19 protein-coding genes are annotated in these 17,907 nt (G+C 70.2%); 13 read left to right on the top strand and 6 right to left on the bottom strand.

The window, feature by feature from the left end:
- The 4 genes from VP06_RS11530 to VP06_RS11515 form a co-directional block, all read left to right on the top strand.
- Positions 1-1,031: ATP-binding protein (locus tag VP06_RS11530; RefSeq protein WP_048463915.1), on the top strand; the 1,031-nt coding region annotated here is incomplete at its 5' end.
- 106 nt (positions 1,032-1,137) lie between these two features.
- A complete protein-coding gene (locus tag VP06_RS11525) occupies positions 1,138-3,096 on the top strand; it encodes a methyl-accepting chemotaxis protein (protein ID WP_048463897.1) in 1,959 nt (652 codons plus the stop codon).
- A gap of 177 nt (positions 3,097-3,273) precedes the next feature.
- Complete coding sequence (locus VP06_RS11520; RefSeq protein WP_048463896.1) at positions 3,274-4,560, top strand: MFS transporter; 1,287 nt, start codon at positions 3,274-3,276, stop codon at positions 4,558-4,560.
- Entirely contained in the window at positions 4,553-5,431 is an 879-nt protein-coding gene (locus VP06_RS11515; RefSeq protein WP_048463914.1) for an amidohydrolase family protein, read from the top strand. Before VP06_RS11520 ends, VP06_RS11515 begins: the two co-directional genes overlap by 8 nt.
- Positions 5,432-5,563: 132 nt before the next feature.
- Here VP06_RS11515 and VP06_RS11510 read toward each other — a convergent pair whose 3' ends face one another.
- Positions 5,564-6,829 carry a D-amino acid dehydrogenase gene (locus VP06_RS11510; RefSeq protein ID WP_048463895.1) on the bottom strand — a complete coding sequence of 422 codons (1,266 nt, stop codon included), beginning with the start codon at positions 6,827-6,829 and terminating at the stop codon, positions 5,564-5,566.
- Between the two features lie 171 nt (positions 6,830-7,000).
- Here VP06_RS11510 and VP06_RS11505 point away from each other — a divergent pair, with 171 nt between their 5' ends.
- From VP06_RS11505 to VP06_RS11500, 3 genes are all read left to right on the top strand, one after another.
- Positions 7,001-7,450 (top strand): Lrp/AsnC family transcriptional regulator, encoded by a 450-nt coding sequence (locus tag VP06_RS11505; RefSeq protein WP_048463894.1) that lies wholly within the window; start codon positions 7,001-7,003, stop codon positions 7,448-7,450.
- 130 nt (positions 7,451-7,580) lie between these two features.
- Positions 7,581-7,862, top strand: coding sequence for a type II toxin-antitoxin system HigB family toxin (locus VP06_RS34840; RefSeq protein ID WP_082167344.1), 282 nt, complete (start codon positions 7,581-7,583; stop codon positions 7,860-7,862).
- Positions 7,850-8,275 (top strand): helix-turn-helix domain-containing protein, encoded by a 426-nt coding sequence (locus VP06_RS11500; protein ID WP_053081717.1) that lies wholly within the window; start codon positions 7,850-7,852, stop codon positions 8,273-8,275. Before VP06_RS34840 ends, VP06_RS11500 begins: the two co-directional genes overlap by 13 nt.
- 9 nt (positions 8,276-8,284) lie before the next feature.
- On the opposite strand, the gene VP06_RS11495 is transcribed toward VP06_RS11500, so the two are convergent.
- Complete coding sequence (locus VP06_RS11495) at positions 8,285-8,980, bottom strand: GntR family transcriptional regulator (protein WP_048463893.1); 696 nt, start codon at positions 8,978-8,980, stop codon at positions 8,285-8,287.
- 174 nt (positions 8,981-9,154) lie between these two features.
- Here VP06_RS11495 and VP06_RS11490 point away from each other — a divergent pair, with 174 nt between their 5' ends.
- From VP06_RS11490 to VP06_RS11465, 6 genes are all read left to right on the top strand, one after another.
- Positions 9,155-10,174 carry an ABC transporter substrate-binding protein gene (locus VP06_RS11490; RefSeq protein WP_048463892.1) on the top strand — a complete coding sequence of 340 codons (1,020 nt, stop codon included), beginning with the start codon at positions 9,155-9,157 and terminating at the stop codon, positions 10,172-10,174.
- Positions 10,175-10,191: 17 nt separating this feature from the next.
- On the top strand, positions 10,192-10,956 hold the full coding sequence (locus VP06_RS11485) for an ABC transporter ATP-binding protein (protein ID WP_048463891.1): 765 nt from the start codon (positions 10,192-10,194) through the stop codon (positions 10,954-10,956).
- A gap of 51 nt (positions 10,957-11,007) precedes the next feature.
- Positions 11,008-11,859, top strand: coding sequence for an ABC transporter permease (locus tag VP06_RS11480; protein WP_156295553.1), 852 nt, complete (start codon positions 11,008-11,010; stop codon positions 11,857-11,859).
- A gap of 80 nt (positions 11,860-11,939) precedes the next feature.
- A complete protein-coding gene (araD, locus tag VP06_RS11475) occupies positions 11,940-13,736 on the top strand; it encodes an L-arabinonate dehydratase (protein ID WP_082167342.1) in 1,797 nt (598 codons plus the stop codon).
- Between the two features lie 32 nt (positions 13,737-13,768).
- On the top strand, positions 13,769-14,518 hold the full coding sequence (locus tag VP06_RS11470) for an FkbM family methyltransferase (protein WP_048463889.1): 750 nt from the start codon (positions 13,769-13,771) through the stop codon (positions 14,516-14,518).
- Between the two features lie 311 nt (positions 14,519-14,829).
- Positions 14,830-15,048, top strand: a complete 219-nt coding sequence (locus VP06_RS11465; protein WP_048463888.1) for a hypothetical protein — start codon at positions 14,830-14,832, stop codon at positions 15,046-15,048.
- Between the two features lie 55 nt (positions 15,049-15,103).
- On the opposite strand, the gene VP06_RS11460 is transcribed toward VP06_RS11465, so the two are convergent.
- The 4 genes from VP06_RS11460 to VP06_RS11445 all read right to left on the bottom strand — a co-directional run bounded on the left by VP06_RS11460 (position 15,104) and on the right by VP06_RS11445 (position 17,866).
- The gene (locus VP06_RS11460; protein ID WP_048463887.1) at positions 15,104-15,337 is read right to left on the bottom strand and encodes a hypothetical protein; all 234 of its coding nucleotides are present in this window, start codon (positions 15,335-15,337) and stop codon (positions 15,104-15,106) included.
- 254 nt (positions 15,338-15,591) lie between these two features.
- Positions 15,592-15,825, bottom strand: a complete 234-nt coding sequence (locus tag VP06_RS11455) for a hypothetical protein (protein ID WP_048463911.1) — start codon at positions 15,823-15,825, stop codon at positions 15,592-15,594.
- 168 nt (positions 15,826-15,993) lie between these two features.
- Positions 15,994-16,635: a peptide chain release factor H gene (prfH, locus tag VP06_RS11450; protein WP_048463886.1), complete on the bottom strand. Its 642-nt coding sequence runs from the start codon at positions 16,633-16,635 to the stop codon at positions 15,994-15,996.
- Position 16,636: 1 nt separating this feature from the next.
- Complete coding sequence (locus VP06_RS11445) at positions 16,637-17,866, bottom strand: RNA ligase RtcB family protein (RefSeq protein ID WP_048463885.1); 1,230 nt, start codon at positions 17,864-17,866, stop codon at positions 16,637-16,639.
- Between the last annotated feature and the right edge of the window lie 41 nt (positions 17,867-17,907).

Below are 17,907 nucleotides of genomic sequence, written 5' to 3'. Positions count from 1 at the left end.
GCCAGGGCCGGTTCGAGGATGTGGGGGGCTATGGGGTGGCGGGGCAGGGGGCGGCGCGGCGCGCTGCGGCACTGACCCACCGGCTGCTGGCCTTCTCGCGCCGCCAGACGCTCGACCCGCGCCCCACCGACGTCAACCACCTGGTGGCCGGGATGGAGGAACTGATCCGGCGCACCGTCGGCCCGGCGATCGAGATCGCGGTCGACGGCGCTCCCGATCTCTGGACCGTCCTCGTCGACCCGCCGCAGCTCGAGAACGCCCTGCTCAATCTCTGCCTCAATGCCCGCGACGCGATGCCGGATGGCGGGCGCATCGCCATCGAGACCGCGAACCTGCGCCTCGACGTGGCGGCGGCGCGCGCAGACGACCTTCCACCCGGCGACTACCTGTCGCTCGCCGTGACCGATACCGGGACCGGGATGGCGCCCGAGGTGATCGCCCGGGTGTTCGAGCCGTTCTTCACGACGAAGCCGATCGGCCAGGGCACGGGCTTGGGCCTGTCGATGATCTACGGCTTCACCCAGCAATCCGGCGGACAGGTGCGGATCGCCTCGGAGGTCGGGCACGGGACCACCGTCCGCCTCGTCCTGCCGCGCCATCACGGCGCCTCCGAGGCGGATCCCGCGCACGCCACCCTCGCGGACGCGCCCCGGGCCGAGCAGGGCGAGACCGTGCTGGTGGTCGACGACGAGCCGACCGTGCGGATGCTGGTGGCCGAGGTGCTGGAAGATCTCGGCTACACGGCGATCGAGGCGGCCGACGGCGCGGCCGGCCTGACGGTCTTGCAGTCGGACGCGCGCATCGACCTCGTCGTCACCGATGTCGGCCTGCCGGGCGGCATGAACGGACGCCAGATGGCCGATGCCGGCCGCGCCCGGCGGCCGGGCCTGAAAGTGCTGTTCATCACCGGCTATGCGGAGAATGCGGCGCTCGGCATCGGGCAGTTCGAGCCCGGCATGCAGGTGCTGACCAAGCCCTTTGTGGTCGAGGCCCTGGCCCTGCGCATCCGCGCGATGCTCGCCCGGCCCTGAGGCGACGCTGCGTGCGGCGTTTTGGCTCGAGAGCATCAAATGTTACGTGGCGTTAAGAACGGCGTGGTCCAACAGGAAAAATGCCCACGATTGTCTGGGACAAACGATGTTTCCGTCAGCGCGTCGATCTCGCAAAGCCGCCAAGCTCGACGCTATCGAGCGGTCGCAGGCGACCGTGACCTTCGGCCTCGACGGCCGGCTGATCGAGGCGAACGAGACTTTCCTCACCTTGATGGGCTACACGCTCGACGAGGTCCGCGGGCGCCACCACCGCCTGTTCGTCGATCCGGCCGAGGCGGCGGATCCGGCCTACGAGGCATTCTGGGCCGGCTTGCGCCGGGGCGAGTTCCAGACCGCCGAGTACCGGCGCGTGACCAAGGGCGGGCGCGAGGTCTGGATCCGCGCCAGCTACAATCCGGTGCTCGACGTCTTCGGCCGGCCGATCCAAATCGTGAAGTGCGCCCTTGACGTCACCGCCGAGAAGCAGGCGGCGGCCGATGCCGCCGGCCAGATCATCGCGATCAACCGCTCCCAGGCGGTGATCCACTTTTCCCCCGACGGGACGATCCTCGACGCCAACCCGCATTTCCTGGCGGCGACGGGCTACCGTGCCGACGAGATCGCGGGGCGGCACCACCGCCTGTTCGTGACCGACGCGGAGGCCGCCAGCGCCGACTACCGCGCGTTCTGGGCCCGGCTCGCCCGGGGCGAGTACCAGGCGGGCGAGTTCAAGCGCCGGGGCAAGGACGGCGTCGAGATCTGGATCCAGGCGACCTACAACCCGATCCTCGACGCGGCCGGGCGGACGCTCAGGATCGTCAAGTACGCCACCGACATCACCGCCGCCAAGCAGCACGCGGCGGACACCGCCGGCAAGATCCAGGCGGCGCTGCGCTCGCAGGCGGTGATCGAGTTCGACATGGACGGCATCGTCCTCGACGCCAACGACCATTTCCTCACGGCGATGGGCTATGCCCTCGACGAGATCGTCGGGCGCCATCACCGCCTGTTCGTCGCCCCCGACCAGGCGGCGAGCCGGTCCTATGCCGAGTTCTGGGAGTCGTTGCGTGCCGGGCGCTACAGATCGGCCGTGTACCAGCGGCTCGGCAAGGGCGGCCGGCCGGTCTGGATCCAGGCGACCTACACGCCCGTCCTCGACCTCAACGGGCGCCCGTCCAAGGTGATCAAGTTCGCCACCGACGTCACCCACAGCATGACTGTGCGGGCGACGGCGATCGCGGCGGCCGAGCAGACCCTGACCCGCGTCCAGGCGGTCTCCGCCGCCGCCGAGGAGATGCACCGGACCTCGGTGTCGATCGCGACCCGGATGGGGGAATCGCGCCGGGCGGTCGACGAGATCCAGGGGCGGATGGAGGCGGCCGGCGCCGCCACCGCGCGGCTCGACCGGGCCGCCCAGGCGATGAACGGCGTGGTGGAGGCGATCACCGCCATTGCCGAGCAGATCAACCTCCTGGCCCTCAACGCCACCATCGAGGCGGCGCGCGCCGGGGCCGCCGGCCGCGGCTTCGCGGTGGTGGCCGCGGAGGTGAAGAGCCTTGCCGGCCAGGCCGGCGCGGCGACGGCCCGGATCTCGTCCGAGATCGGCGCCATGCAGGGCGTGTCGCGCGAGGTCGCGGACGCCCTGGGCGCGATCCGCGGCGCCGTCGATGCCGTCCAGGGCTTCATCGCCGAGACCACGGCCACGAGCGAGCAGCAGCGCAGCGCCACCGGCGAGGTCAACAGCAACGTCCAGACCACCGCGGCGAGCGTCGCCGAGATCGCCGCCACCCTCGACGAGTGGCTGGTCGGCCTCGAGGAGCGGCGGGCCGACGAGCGGGTGCGGACCTCGCTGCCGAGCCGGATCGCGCTGCCGCCGGGCGCGGGGCCGGTGGAGGCGATGCCCTGCCTCGTGCTCAACCTGTCCAAGTCCGGCGCGAAGCTCGCCCTCGACCGGCCGGTCCTTCTGCCGACCCGGATCCTGCTGGAGATCGACGGACAGGCGGCACGGTCCTGCGAGGTCGTGCGTCAGCACGGCTGCGAGATCGGGGTCCGCTTCGTCGCGTGAGGCGGCCGGGCCGATCGCTGTCCACGAGAAACGATCTCGTCACCCGGCTTTTGCGGGTGCGCCTCGCCGCGCCGCCGTGGCATGCGCCGAGAAATCGTGCTTGCTCCCGGCAGGGCCCGCGAGACCGGTCTCGACGGGGCCCGAGATCGCCGATCGATCCGAGGGAGCGACGTCACGATGCCCACGCCTGCCAGCGATGCGGTCGCGGTGGAGGATGCCAGCCTCACCGCCTTCTACCGCGACATGACCCCGCCCGAGCGTCACACCTTCTGGGCCTGCGCCGCCGGCTGGGCCCTCGACGGCATGGACTTCATGATCTACCCGCTGGTGATCGGCACGATCATCACGCTGTGGAGCGTCGATGCCGGCACCGCCGGGCTCGCCGCCACCGTGACGCTGCTCGCCTCGGCGCTCGGCGGCTGGCTTGCCGGCTACCTCGCCGACCGGATCGGCCGGGTACTGACGCTCCAGATCACCATCCTGTGGTTCTCGTTCTTCTCGCTGGTCTGCGCCTTCGCGCAGGATTTCTCGCAGCTTCTGATCGCCCGGGCGCTGCTGGGCTTAGGGTTCGGCGGCGAATGGGCCGCGGGCGCGGTGCTGATGGGCGAGACCATCCGGGCGCAGTATCGCGGCCGGGCCGTCGGCTCGGTTCAGTCGGGCTGGGCGATCGGCTGGGGCATGGCGGTTCTGGCGCAGGCGATCCTGTTCTCGGCCCTGCCGCCGGAGACCGCCTGGCGCTGGATGTTCGTGATCGGCGCCGCGCCGGCCCTCCTCGTCTTCTACCTGCGCCGCTACGTCGAGGAGCCGAAGGTCGCCGCCGAGACCCGGGCGAAGGCCCGGGCCGCCGGCGACAGCCCGGCCATCTGGGAGATCTTCTCCGGCCCGCTCCTGCGCACCACGCTGCTCGCCTCGCTGATGTCGGCGGGCTGCCAGGGCGGCTACTACGCCATCACCACCTGGCTGCCGCGCTTCCTCACCACCGAGCGCGGCCTGTCGATCGTCTCCTCGACCGGCTACCTCGCCGCCCTGATCGTCGGGTCCTTCGCCGGCTATCTCGCGGGCGCCTGGCTCGCCGACCGCCTCGGCCGGCGGCCCCTGTTCCTGATCTTCTCGCTCGGCGCCGTCGCGGTGATCCTGGTCTATACGCAGCTCCCGCTCTCGAACGCGGTCCTGTGGGTGCTGGGCTTTCCCCTCGGCTTCTTCGCCTCGGGCTACTTCTCGGGCATGGGCGCCTTCCTGACCGAACTCTACCCGACGCGCCTGCGCGGCTCGGGCCAGGGCTTCTGCTACAATTTCGGCCGCGGCATCGGCGCGCTCTTCCCGGCTCTCGTCGGCTATCTCTCGGCCGGCATGGGCCTGGCGAGTGCCATCGCGATCTTCGCCGCCATCGCCTACGGGGTGTTCTTCCTCACGGCCTATGCTCTGCCGGAGACCCGCGGAAAGGTGCTGCATGCCGATGACTGAGATCCGCGACTGTCCCGGGCCCGCCCCGCATCCCCGTGGGCCGAGCCGCTTCACCGTGCCGCCGGGCGCGGTCGACACCCATGCCCACGTGATCGGGCTGCCGCCGGCCTATCCGTTCGTGCCGGCGCGCAGCTACACGCCGCCGGAAGCCACGCCGGACGCCTATCTGGCCATGCTCGACGCCACCGGCATGACCCGCGGCGTGCTGATCCAGGTCAGCGTCCACGGCACCGACAACCGGCTGATGCTGGAGACCCTGCGGGCGCACCCGGACCGCCTGCGCGGCATCGCGGTCATTCCCCTGGGGTTGCCCGAGGCGGAACTGGCGGCGCTGAAGGCGGCCGGCGTGGTCGGCCTGCGGCTCAACGTGCTCTATGGCGGCGGGGTCGGCTTCGAGGCGGTGGAGGCGTATGGCGCGCTCTGCCGCGAGATGGGCTGGCACCTGCAATTCCTGATCGACGCTCGCGCCCTGCCGCCGCTCGCCGGGCGCCTCGCCCGGCTGCCGGTGCCGTTCTGCATCGACCATATGGGGCATTTTCCGACCTCCTGCGGCGTCGCGGACGAGGGCTTCCGCACCCTGGTCTCGCTCGTGCGGGACGGGGCCTGGGTCAAGCTCTCGGGCGCCTACCGCAACGCCGTCGCCGGTCCTCCCTTCGCGGAGACCGTGCCCTTCGCCCGCACTCTCCACGCGGCGGCGCCCGGGCGCTGCGTCTGGGGCTCGGACTGGCCGCATGTCGCGCATTGGGGGCCGATGATGAATGTCGGCGATCTCCTCGACCTCCTGGCCGAGTGGGTGCCGGACGAGGCCGACCGGCACCGGGTGCTGGTGGAGAATCCGGCCCAGCTCTACGGGTTCGACGCGCCGGTCTGACGGGGGCGTCGGCAGGCCGGGCCGGCGCGGATCGCCGCTCACGCGATCGCCCCGGGGCCACCCTGCGGCCCAGGGGCGATCGCGGACGGACGGTCCGGGATCGAGGGCGAAGCCGCCCTCACGCCGTCTCGCTCACGCCGCCTTGGCGTAGCGCGACTCGGCGAGGTCCTGGTGGGCGATCTCCGGCGCCCGGCCGCCGATCAGGTCGGCGAGGAGCCGGCCCGAGCCGCAGGCCATGGTCCAGCCGAGCGTGCCGTGGCCGGTATTGGTGTAGAGGTTGTCGTAGGCCGTGGCGCCGACGATCGGGGTGCCGTCCGGGGTCATCGGGCGCAAGCCCGTCCAGAACGTCGCCTGCGAGACGTCGCCGCCTTGCGGGAAGAGATCGAGGACCGACCGCTCCAGGGTCGCCCGGCGCGGGCCGCGCAGGGCCTGGCTGAAGCCGGCGAGTTCCGCCGTGCCGCCGACCCGGATGCGGTCGCCGAGCCGGGTGATCGCCACCTTGAAGGTCTCGTCCATCACGGTCGAGACCGGGGCGGCTTCGGCATCGGTGACCGGCAGGGTCAGGGAATAGCCTTTCACCGGATAGACCGGAAGCGCGATGCCGAGCGGCTTGAGCATCATCGGGGTGTAGCTGCCCATGGCGGCGACATACGTATCGGCCGTCAGCACCTCGCCGCCGGCCAGCCCCACGCCGGCGATCCGGCCGCCTTCCTGGCGAAGGCTGGTGACGGTGGTGTTGTAGCGGATCGTGACGCCCATGCGCTCGCAGATCGCCGCAAGGCGCTGCGTGAACAGATGCGCGTCGCCGGTCTCGTCGCCCGGCAGGCGCAGGCCCCCCACGAAGCTGCCCGAGACCCGGGCCAGGGCCGGCTCGGCCGCGATGCAGCCCGCCGGGTCCAGCACCTCGTAGGGAACGCCGTACTCGTCGAGCACGCCGGTGTCGTCGCCGACATGGTCGAGCTGCTTCTGGGTGCGGAAGAGCTGGAGCGTGCCCTTCTCGCGGTGATCGTAGGTGATGCCGGTCTCGGTGCGCAGGTCGCGCAGCACGTCGCGGCTGTACTCGGCGAGCCGCACCATCCGTCCCTTGTTGCGGCGATAGGCGTCCTCGGTGCAGTTCGCCAGCATCCGGGCGAGCCAGCCGTAGAGCTTGGGCTCCAGGCTCGGCCACAGCACCAGCGGCCGGTGGCGCATCATCAGCCACTTCATCGCCTTGACGGGGATGCCCGGCGCGGCCCACGGCGCCGAATAGCCCGGCGAGACCTGGCCGGCATTGGCGAAGCTGGTCTCGAGGCCGGCGCCCGGCTGGCGGTCGAGCACCGTGACCTCGTGGCCGGCCTTGGCGAGATAGTAGGCCGAGGTGACGCCAACCACGCCGCCGCCGAGGATCAGAACGCGCATCGCCAAAAATCCCTGCCGCGCCCTGCCGTCCGTCGCTGCCCGACCCGGCGCCCTGTCGAGAGCCCTACTGTCGCGCAAGGATCGCCGAATTTCTCGCCGGATCGACGCATGGCGTGCGAGATCATGCTATGATGCGCAAGGATCTGCGACGAAACGACAGGAGATTGCGCGGTGGCCGGGCGGGACGAGATCGACGCGCGGATCCTGCGCGTCTTGCGCGACGACGGGCGCATCAGCAACGCCGATCTCGCCGCCAAGGTCGGCTTGTCGCCCTCGGCCTGCCTGCGCCGCCTGCGGCTGCTCGAACAGAACGGCACCATCCGCGGCTACACCGCCCTGATCGAGGCCGACGAGCGGGAGGCGCATCTCGTGGTGCTGACCCAGATCACTCTGGAGCGGCAGACGGAGGAATCGCTCAACCGCTTCGAGGCGGCGGTGCGCCGCTGCCCGGAGGTGCGCGACTGCTATCTGATGACCGGCCTGTCCGATTACCTGATGCGGATCGAGGTGTCGGATGCCGGCGATTACGAGCGCCTGCACAAGGAGGTGCTGTCGCGCCTGCCGGGGGTGGCGCGGATCCAGTCGAGCTTCGCCATCCGGACGGTGGTGGGGCGGCGGTAAGGCTTGAAAGAATCTCAAAATGAGATATCCGTCGACACGTCCCTCGGCTGGCCCTTCTTGCAACTGAGCGATTCGCGCTGGAGTCGCGAGTTCGGGATTTCAAATGCTCCGAACCGAGGGCGCTGACACGATGCGCGTCATCTCGAATAGGAGCCTTCTGGCGTTTGCGGCAATCCATCCGGGTGCCACAAAGCCACTCCACGCCTGGCGCAAGATCGTCGAGGCCAATGCGTTTTCGAACTTTTCCGAGTTGAAATTGACCTTCAATGCCACCGATCGAGTGGGGGCCTTCCATATATTTGATATTGGCGGAAATAAATATCGGATTGTGGCATCGATATATTTTAATACGCAAAAGCTGTTCGTGCGGCATGTTTTTGCACATAAGGAGTATGATGCATGGAGCCCTTGATGTTGAGCCGCGACGACATCGCCACGCTCACCCATCATTTCCAGGTCATCGCCCAGCGGATCCCGCTGCATCCCATCGCCGATGACGTGCAGTACGAGGCAGCGACCGCCGCCATGAACGGTCTCATCGACGCCGGCGCAGGTGACGAAGCCCATGCCTTGGCGCCCCTCCTGGGCCTCCTGAGTGAGTTCATCGCCGATTACGAGGTGACCACGGTCACCCCGCCGGACGCATCACCGGCCGAGGTGCTGCGCCTGCTGATGGAGCAGCACGGGCTCAAGCAGGGCGACCTGCCCGAGATCGGCAGCCAAGGTGTCGTCTCGGAACTGCTGAGCGGCAAGCGCGACTTGAACAGGAACCAGATCGCCCGCCTGTCGGAGCGCTTCGGCGTCAACCCAGGGACCTTCTTCTGACCGAGTGCGTCAGGCGAAATACGCTGGCCACCGCGCCCGGATCTCGTCGCCGAGCGCGATCGACTTCGACAGATGTTCGCGCAGGGCCTCCTGCGCCGCCTCGGGCGTTCCGGCGCGCAACGCCGCCACGATCCGCCGGTGATCGGCCACGATCTGCTGCGCCTTGCCCTCCACCGGCAGGTGCAGGCGGCGCAGGCGGTCGATATGGCCGCTGCGGCGGCGGATCAGGTCCCAGAGGTCCGGAACGGAGGCCGCCTCGCACAGGGTGCGGTGGAACGCCTCGTCGCTGGCCGACAGGCGCGCGAGGTCGCCCTGCCCGGCGAAGGCCGCCTGTTCGGTCACGACGGCGTCGAGCCGCGCGATCAGGGCCGGGTCGGGCGCGAGGGCCAGGGTGCGGACCACCTCCTGCTCGACGGCGCGGCGCAGGAACTGCGCCTGGCGGGCGGCCGCAAGGTCGATGCGGCTCACCACCGTCGCCGATTGCGGGAAGATGTCGACCAGGCCCTCCTCCTGGAGCCGCAGCAGCGCGTCGCGGATCGGGGTGGCGCTGAGGCCGAAGCTCGCCTGGAGTTCGGGCCGTGACAGGACCGTGCCCGGGGCGAGATCGAGCGAGACGATCTTTTCCCGGATCAGGTCGAAGACCTGCGGCGCGGCGTGGCGCGAGCGGTCGCGCAGACGCTGCGCACCGGCAAAGACGGCGTTCATGGCGGGTCGAACTCGAAAGGGACCGCGGCGCCGCCGGAGCGGCCCCCGGGACACCTAGCACGACCGGGTGCTGGTTGACATACTAATGCATTACCATTTTAGTGGTGAGGCTGGATCGGCGCCTCGACAACAAGCCGGCTTGCGCCGCCCGTGGCGGCTTCGGGAGAACGCTCAATGACACACGCGCCCGCGCGCCGCGCCTTTGCGGCGGGCCTCCTCGCTGCCGGCCTGTTCCTGTCCGGTCCGGGGCACGCTCAGCAGAAGAGCGAGATCGCGATCACCCGCCAGCCCGGCATCATCTACCTGCCGACCCACGTCATCGAGAAGCAGGGGCTGATCGAGAAGCACGCCGCCCGGCTCGGCGTGTCCGGCGTGAAGACGACGTGGCTCACCTTCACGGGCGGCGGCAGCCAGACCGACGCGCTGCTCGCCGGCGGGGTCGACATCGTCAATACCGGTACCGGCAACCTGCTGCTGCTCTGGGACCGGACGCGGGGCGGGGTGAAGGGCATCGTCGCCACCTCGGCGCTGCCGCTGCTGCTCATCAGCCGCGACCCGAAGATCAGGACGATCAAGGACATCGCACCGGGCGACAAGGTCGCGGTGCCGACCGTGAAGGTCTCGACGCAGGCCATTCTGTTGCAGATGGCGGCGGGCGAGGCTTACGGGGCCGACCAGTCCGGCCGGCTCGACGCCAACACGGTGCAGCTCGGCCATCCCGACGCGGCGATCGCGCTCGCCAACCCCACCCACGAGATCAAGACCCACTTCGCCGCGCCGCCCTTCCAGTACGTGGAGCTGCGCACTGTCCCGGGCGCCCACATCGTCGCCCGCTCGCCCGACATCATCGGCGGGCCGCTGACGCAAGGCCAGTTCTTCACCACCACCAAGTTCGCCGACGCCAACCCGAAGATCATCCAGGCGGTGCGCGCGGCCTCCGAGGAGGCACAGGCGTTCATCCGGTCGGAGACGCGCGCGGCAGTCGAGATCTACCGCGAGGTCACCGGCGACAAGACCTCCGTCGAGGACCTGCTGAGCTATCTCAAGGAGCCCGGCATGATGGAGTTCAACCTCCAGCCGCAGGGCACGATGCGCTTCGCCGAGCATCTCGGCCGCATCGGCACCCTGCGCAACCGCCCGAAGACCTGGACCGACTACTACCTGCCGGTCGCCCACGACCTCTCCGGCAGCTGACGGGAGGATACGCCATCATGACCACCCTCCTGGACGTCCGCGGCGTCACGCTGCGCTACAAGACGCCCAACGTGCTCGTCACCGCGACCGAGCGCGTCAGCTTCCGGGTCGAGACCTCGGACCGCTTCGTGCTGCTCGGGCCGTCGGGCTGCGGCAAGTCCACCCTGCTCAAGGCGGTGGGCGGCTATCTGCATCCGAGCGAGGGCGAGATCCGCATCAAGGACCGGGTGGTCAAGGAGCCCGGCGCCGACCGGATGATGGTGTTTCAGGAGTTCGACCAGCTCCTGCCCTGGAAGACGGTTCTGGAGAACGTGACCTTCCCGCTCCTCAACGCCCGAAAAATGCCCCGCCGCGAGGCCGAGGAGCGGGCGCGGGCCTATATCGAGAAGGTCGGGCTGACCCGGGCGATCGACAGCTATCCCCATACCCTCTCGGGCGGCATGAAGCAGCGCGTGGCGATCGCCCGCGGCATGGCGATGGAGCCCGACATCCTGCTGATGGACGAGCCCTTCGCGGCCCTCGACGCGCTGACCCGGCGCACCTGCCAGGACGAACTCCTGCAACTCTGGGAGGAGACGAAGTTCACCGTGCTCTTCGTCACCCACTCGATCGCCGAGGCGATCAAGATCGGCAACCGCATCCTGCTGCTCTCGCCGCATCCGGGCCGGGTCAAGGCCGAGGTGCGCGACGTCGACAAGGTGTCGGCCCAGGACGGCAGCGCCGGCCAGCTCGAACAGCAGATCCACGACCTGCTGTTCGCCGACGCGCCCGCCCATCACTGATCGACCGTCGCGCCCGAGAGGCAAGCCATGAGCACCCCCATCAGCACGACCATGCCGGCCCGCATCATCCTGAGCGAGGCGGCGCCCGCCGCCGACGGCGCGGTCGAGCGCCAGCTCGGCACCGCCGAGATCCTCTGGAACAGCGGGTTCGTCCGCAAGACGGTGATCATCGTCGTGCTGGCGCTGGTCTGGGAGATCTACGCGCGCGTCCTCGACAACCCGCTGCTCTTCCCGACCTTCTCCGACACCGTCACGACGCTGTGGCAGCAGACCCTCGACGGCACGATTCCGAACCGGGCGCTCTCGTCGATCAAGGTGCTGCTGATGGGCTACGCCGCCGGCATCCTGCTCGCGGCCGCGCTCACCATGCTGGCGATCTCGACCCGCATCGGCACCGACTTCCTCGAGACGATGACGGCGATGTTCAACCCGCTGCCGGCCATCGCGCTCCTGCCGCTGGCGCTGATCTGGTTCGGGCTCGGCAACGGCAGCCTGGTCTTCGTGCTGGTCCATTCGGTGTTGTGGGCCGTGGCGCTCAATACCCATTCAGGCTTTCGCGGCGTCTCGAACACACTGCGGATGGTCGGGCGCAACTACGGCCTCAAGGGTCTGCCCTACGTCACCAAGATCCTGATCCCGGCGGCGTTCCCGAGCATCCTCACCGGCCTCAAGATCGGCTGGGCCTTCGCCTGGCGCACGCTGATCGCCGCCGAGCTGGTCTTCGGCGTGTCGTCGGGGGCGGGGGGCCTCGGCTGGTTCATATTCGAGAACCGCAACCTCCTCGACATTCCCGCCGTCTTCGCCGGCCTGCTGACCGTCATCATCATCGGCCTCGTGGTCGAGAACCTGATCTTCCGCACGCTGGAGCGGCGGACGGTGCAGAAATGGGGCTTGCAGCACTGACGCCAGCCCTTCCCCGCACCGGGGGACGGTTCAGAGCGGCCCGCCACGACACGTCGAACACCAACAGGAGCCTGGAAAAAATGGCCCGCGACCCGCTCCCTCCGTCCGAACTCGAGCCCGGCGCGATTCCCGATGGGCCGCAGGTCCGGCGCCGCGACCCCGCTTCCTTGCGCTCCGCCCGCTGGTTCGGTCCGGCGGACCTGCGGTCCTTCGGGCATCGCTCGCGGGCGATGCAGATGGGCTACGCCCCCGAGGAATGGACCGGCAAACCCGTCATCGCGATCGTCAACACCTGGTCCGACCTCCAGCCCTGCCACGCGCACTTCAAGCATCGCGTCGACGACGTGAAGCGCGGCATCCTGATGGCGGGCGGCTTTCCGGTCGAGCTGCCGGCGATCTCGGTCTCCGAGAGCTTCGTCAAGCCGACCACCATGCTCTACCGCAACATGCTGGCGATGGAGACCGAGGAGCTGCTGCGCTCCCATCCGGTCGACGGCGCGGTGCTGATGGGCGGCTGCGACAAGTCCACGCCCGGTCTGCTGCTCGGCGCCACCAGCATGAACCTGCCGGCGATCTACATTCCCGCGGGGCCGATGCTGCGCGGCAACTGGCAGGGCAAGGTGCTGGGCTCGGGCTCCGATAGCTGGAAGTATTGGGACGAATTGCGCGCCGGCAGGATCACCGACCAGGACTGGCTCGGGATCGAGGGCGGCATCGCCCGCTCCTACGGCACCTGCATGACCATGGGCACCGCCTCGACCATGACGGCGATCGCCGAAGCGGTCGGCATGGTGCTGCCCGGCGGCTCGTCGATCCCGGCGGCGGATGCCGGCCATATCCGGCTGTGCTCGGAATCCGGCCGGCGCATCGTCGACATGGTGTGGGAGGACCTGACGCCGCAACGGATCCAGACCCGCGCGGCCTACGAGAACGCCATCGCGGTCGCCATGGCGATGGGCTGCTCGACCAACGCCATCATCCACCTGATCGCGATGGCGCGCCGGGCCGGCCACGCCATCGGCCTCGACGATTTCGAGCGGTTCAGCCGCCGCGTCCCGGTGATCGGCAACGTGCGCCCGAGCGGCAACGCCTACCTGATGGAGGATTTCTTCTACGCCGGCGGCATCCGGGCGCTGATGAACGAGATCCGCGAGCACCTGAACCTCGATTGCCTGACGGTCAGCGGGCAGACGCTCGGCGCGGCGATCGAAGGCGCCAAGGTCTACAATGCCGACGTGATCCGGCCGCTCTCGAACCCGGTCTACGGCCAGGGCTCGCTGGCGGTGCTGAAAGGAAACCTCGCGCCGAGCGGCTGCGTCATCAAGCCGGCGGCGATGGACCAGCGCTTCCTCAAGCATTCCGGCCCGGCGCTGGTCTTCGACGACTACCCGTCGCTCAAGGCGGCGATCGACGACGAGACTCTCGATGTCACCGCCGACCACGTCCTGGTCCTGCGCAATGCCGGACCGCAGGGCGGGCCGGGGATGCCCGAATGGGGCATGCTGCCGATGCCGAAGAAGCTGCTGAAAGAGGGGCATCGCGACATGCTGCGCCTGTCGGATGCCCGGATGAGCGGCACCAGCTACGGCGCCTGCGTGCTCCATGTCGCGCCGGAATCCTTCATCGGCGGGCCGCTGGCTTTGCTCCGCACCGGCGACATCGTCAGCGTCGACGTCGAGGCGAGGGCGATCCGCATGGAGGTGTCCGACGACGAGCTGGAGCGCCGCCGCGCCGCCTGGACCCCGCCGGCGCCCCGCTACGAGCGCGGCTACGGCGTGATGTTCTCGCGCCACATCCAGCAGGCGGACGAGGGCTGCGACTTCGACTTCCTGCGCACCGAGTACGGCGCCCCGGTGCCCGAGCCGGCGATCTACTGATAGGGCTCCGGGCGAGAACCCGGAGCACGCCGATGACCCGCCCGAAAGGCACCGCCGCCGCGATCGGCCGCTCGCTGCGGATCTACCGCGGCGCGGACGCGCCCCACGCCGCCATGGATGCGCTCTACCGCCGCTTCGTGCGGCCGGGCGATCTCGTGTTCGACATCGGCGCCCATGTCGGGGATCGCGTCGCAGCCTTTCGCCGCTGCGGCGCGCGGGTCGTCGCCCTGGAGCCGCAGCCCGGTCCGCTCCGGGCCTTGCGCCTGCTCCATGGCCGCGATCCCGACGTCACCCTGGTCGCGGCGGCGGCCGGCGACGAAGCCGGCGAGGTCGTCTTCCACCTCAACGTGGCGAACCCCACCGTCTCCTCGGCTTCCGCAGCGTTCGTCGCCGGGGCTTTGGGCGCACCGGGCTGGGAAGGGCAGGTCTGGGACCGGACGATCACGGTGCCGGCTACCACCCTCGACCGGCTGGTGGCCGAGCACGGGCGCCCGGCCTTCGTGAAGATCGACGTCGAGGGGTTCGAGGACCGGGTCCTGGCGGGTCTCTCGGCTCCGCTCCCCGCCCTGTCCTTCGAGTTCACCACAATCTCCCGGGATGTGGCTTTGCGCTGCCTCGACCGGCTGGCGTCTCTCGGCGCTTACGGGTTCGACGTCGCGCTCGGCGAGAGCCAGAGCGTAAGCTTCGGCCGCTTCGTCGGCCGCGACGAGATGGCGGCGCATCTGATGGCGCTGCCGCAGGCGGCGAATTCCGGGGATGTCTACGCTCTGCTCCGGCCCTGAAGGTCCGTTGATATCGAAGACGTGGAAGTGACGGGGTCTCCCACTCCCTTATACCAACGGCCCAAGATGCTGACGCATCGGACCGTTGGCCCATCTCGAATTTTCGATATCAAACCAAAGGCTTGGCGAAAATTCGAGAACGGAACCAAAGGTCGTTTTCAACGGCCGTTGGTATTACCTCATCCTGAGGCGGAGGGGAGGATTTCCGATCTCGCGACATCCCCTGATGAAACGGCTCACGGTGTCCGTGTCGTTGATGAGTTGTTCACGCCTCTCGCCCCACGCTAAGCGCAGGTTGCAGGGAGAGCGGCATGGGCGGGCGGATCGGGGGCGGTGTGGCGACCGTGCTGGGCACGCTGTGGCTCACCGGGGCGGCCCTGGCCGGCCCGCCCGGTCCACGGGACCAGATCCAGCGAGACCTCGACGCGATGACGCGGCACGACCTGTGCGCGCGGGACGATGCGGGCCTGAAGCGGCTCCATCGCGCTCTGTCGAAACCCTCCGCCGCGAGGGTCGGCGGGACACGATAAGGGGCCGTGGGCGGGTGCCGGCCCTGGGCCGGCACCGATCGGTCGCGCGGGTGGCTCAGTCGGCCGAGCGCAGGATCTTGGTGATGGCGAGCGGGGGCCGGCCGGACTTTTCCGCGATGTCGCGGTCCTGCTCCTCGATCACCTGGCGGACGGCGGCGTCGACATCGTGGTCGAGCATGGCGGTCCGGGGGACCCGGCGGTTGGAGCGGCGCGAGCCGTCCTCGTAATAGACGTCGAACAGGACGAAGCCCGTATCCTGCACCTTCGGCTTCTGCTTCGAACGCAGCATGGTGGTTGACTCTTCTTGGCGGGGGGGCGCACGGCGCGACAGCGCAGCCCGTGAGGCCACGCTGGCGTGCGGCCCGCGCCGCGAGGGGGAGGATCGATCAGACGATGGCGGTCCTTCGGGCGCCTGGTCGGGGCCTGCCTCCGAGGGGCGGGCGCGCGACGCGAGCGAGGATATGGCCCCGAACGACGCAGAACGCCAGCGCGAAGCGCCCGCGTCGATGCCGCAGTGCAAGAAACGGTGGAGCGGTGGCGCGATCAGCCGGTATACATCACCGCCGCCACCGGAGCGGGCTTGCTCGACGCCGTGTGGGTCATGGCCCAGATCGACCAGGCGGCGAGCCCGGAGCAGGAGAGCAGGACCAGCCCGCGGACGTAGCGGCCGCGGTGGATATCGCGCACGGCATAGACCGGCATCAGCGCCGCCTTCGCGAGGTTGCGCAGGGCCAGAACCATCAGGATTGCCAGGAAGGCCGTCACTGTCCCGAGCATGTCCATCCCCCTTTGGCCGTGAGCCATGGCAGAGCTTATCCCCGCAACACGGCGAAACGAAGTCAGCCGCCCGAAAGAATCTCTGCGGCGTGTCGACTCTGCCACAGCGACTCTGCGCCCTGAATGGTTAACGATACGTAGCGCGGCTGTCGTGGGCCTTGCCGCGGCTCATCGCACCCGCGCGAAATCCGGTCCCGCATAGGCGCGGACCGCGCTCCCGCCCCGATCCGGGACCGTGACGGTCAGGGCCCAGCGGGCCTGCGCGCCGTCCTGCGCCTGGGCGTCCGCCCGGGCGCGGAGCGCGAGGCCGAGCCGGGTCAGCGCCAGGGCCCGGTTGCGGTGCTGGCTGCGCTCGGTGTCGCAGGTGATCGTGACGCCGCTCGGCCGGTGGCGCAGGCGCACCGCGCTGTCCGTCGTGTTGACGTGCTGGCCGCCGGCGCCGGAGGAGCGGAAGGTCTCCCAGCGCAGATCCGCCTCCCGGATGCCGAGATCCTCGATCCGCGGCGGCACCACCCGGGCGACGGAGACGAACCAGTTCTTGCGCCCGTGTTCCGGCCGGAGCGGGCTCGGGCAGGTCCACCGGACGGTGCCCTCCCAGGACCGGGCCCAGGCGTCCACGGCCTCGGCCTCCCCGCCGTCGAGGCGGACGAGGGCGGAGAGCAGCCCGGGGGACCCCGGCACCGTCTCCACGACCGTGGCGGTAAGGCCGCTCGACGCGGCCTCCCGCACCAGCACGCCGCACAGGCCCTCGACGGCGAGCCGGCATTCCCCGGGTCCGCGGCCGGCGCTGAGTTGCAGCAGGACCGTCATCTCAGCGCTCCGGGTGCTTGGCGGATTGCTTGGCCGCGCGGGCGCTGCGGCGCTCGCGCAGGCGGGCCTGCTTGTCGGCCCGGGCCGGACCGTCCGGATCGAGCGAGCACTTGAAGGTGACGCGCGGATGCAGCACGGCGACGATGCGGACGAGCCCGGCCGCCTCCAGGTCGCCGACCACCGACGAGGCCGGCTTGTAGGCCGGGGCCGCCTCCTCCCACAGCAGCCGCTCGTCGCCGCAGACCACCACGCCGCCGAAGGGGTTGCGGGCGAGGTCCTCCCGGCGCAGGCGGCCCTTGAGCTTGGCCTTCGCCTCGTGCCGCCCGAGCTTGCGCCCGGCGCCATGGGCCAGCGACCACAGGGCGTCGGCCCGGTCCGGGACCGGCTCGACGAGGAGGCTCACGTCGCCCCGGGATCCCGGCACGACCACCGGCCCGCGATCGGCCGGGGCCGCGCCCTTGCGGTGGAGGTGGCAGCGGCAGCCGCCCGCGTCCACCGGCGTGATGCCGTTATGGCACAGGTCGAGGAGGCAGCGCCCCTCGGCTCCGAGCGCCGCGAGCGCCCGGTGGGCGACGAGGTCGCGGTTGGCCCGGGCCCAGGCCACGGCCGCGTCGTGCGCCGCCAGATAGGACTCGGCCTCCGGCGTGTCGGCGCGGAGCGGCGACGCCCCGTGCCGCTCGGTATGGGCCCGCAGGATCGACTCGCCGAGGCCCCGGCTGCCGGTATGGACCAGCAGGGCGAGGCGGGAAGGATCGAGCCCGATCAGCGCCGCCGCGTCGGCATCGCGGATCTCGGCGACCGCCTGCACCTCCAGGAAGTGGTTGCCGTGCCCGACCGTGCCGAGGGCGGCGTCGTAGGGCGTGGGCGGGACGCCGCGCTCGGTAAGCCAGCCGGCGACGTCGCCGTCCCACGGCGCGTCGAGCCCGTCGAGCCGGGCAGCGATCCGCTCCGGATCGGCCCGGCGCGCCGGGAGGTCGGTCTGCCACAGCGCCATGCCGCAGCCGATGTCGGACCCGACCAGGGTCGGCCGGATCAGGCCCTCCGACAGGAAGGCCGCCCCGACCGGGCCGTTCTTGCCGGGGTGGAGGTCCGGCATGCCGACAGTCTCGCGCATGCCGGGAAGGGCGCCGGTCTCGTCGAGCTGGCGCAGGGCCTCGCCCTCGATCCAGGTCGAGGCGGAGGCGACCACGCGAACGCCAGGGGCGCGCGTGGCGATGATCGAATTGCCCATGAGGGATGTGGATTCCGGGGCCGCCGGAGCGACCTGAAGAC

The organism is Methylobacterium aquaticum (assembly GCF_001043915.1).
Classification (GTDB): domain Bacteria; phylum Pseudomonadota; class Alphaproteobacteria; order Rhizobiales; family Beijerinckiaceae; genus Methylobacterium; species Methylobacterium aquaticum.
This window is presented reverse-complemented; position numbering and strand designations above follow the sequence as displayed.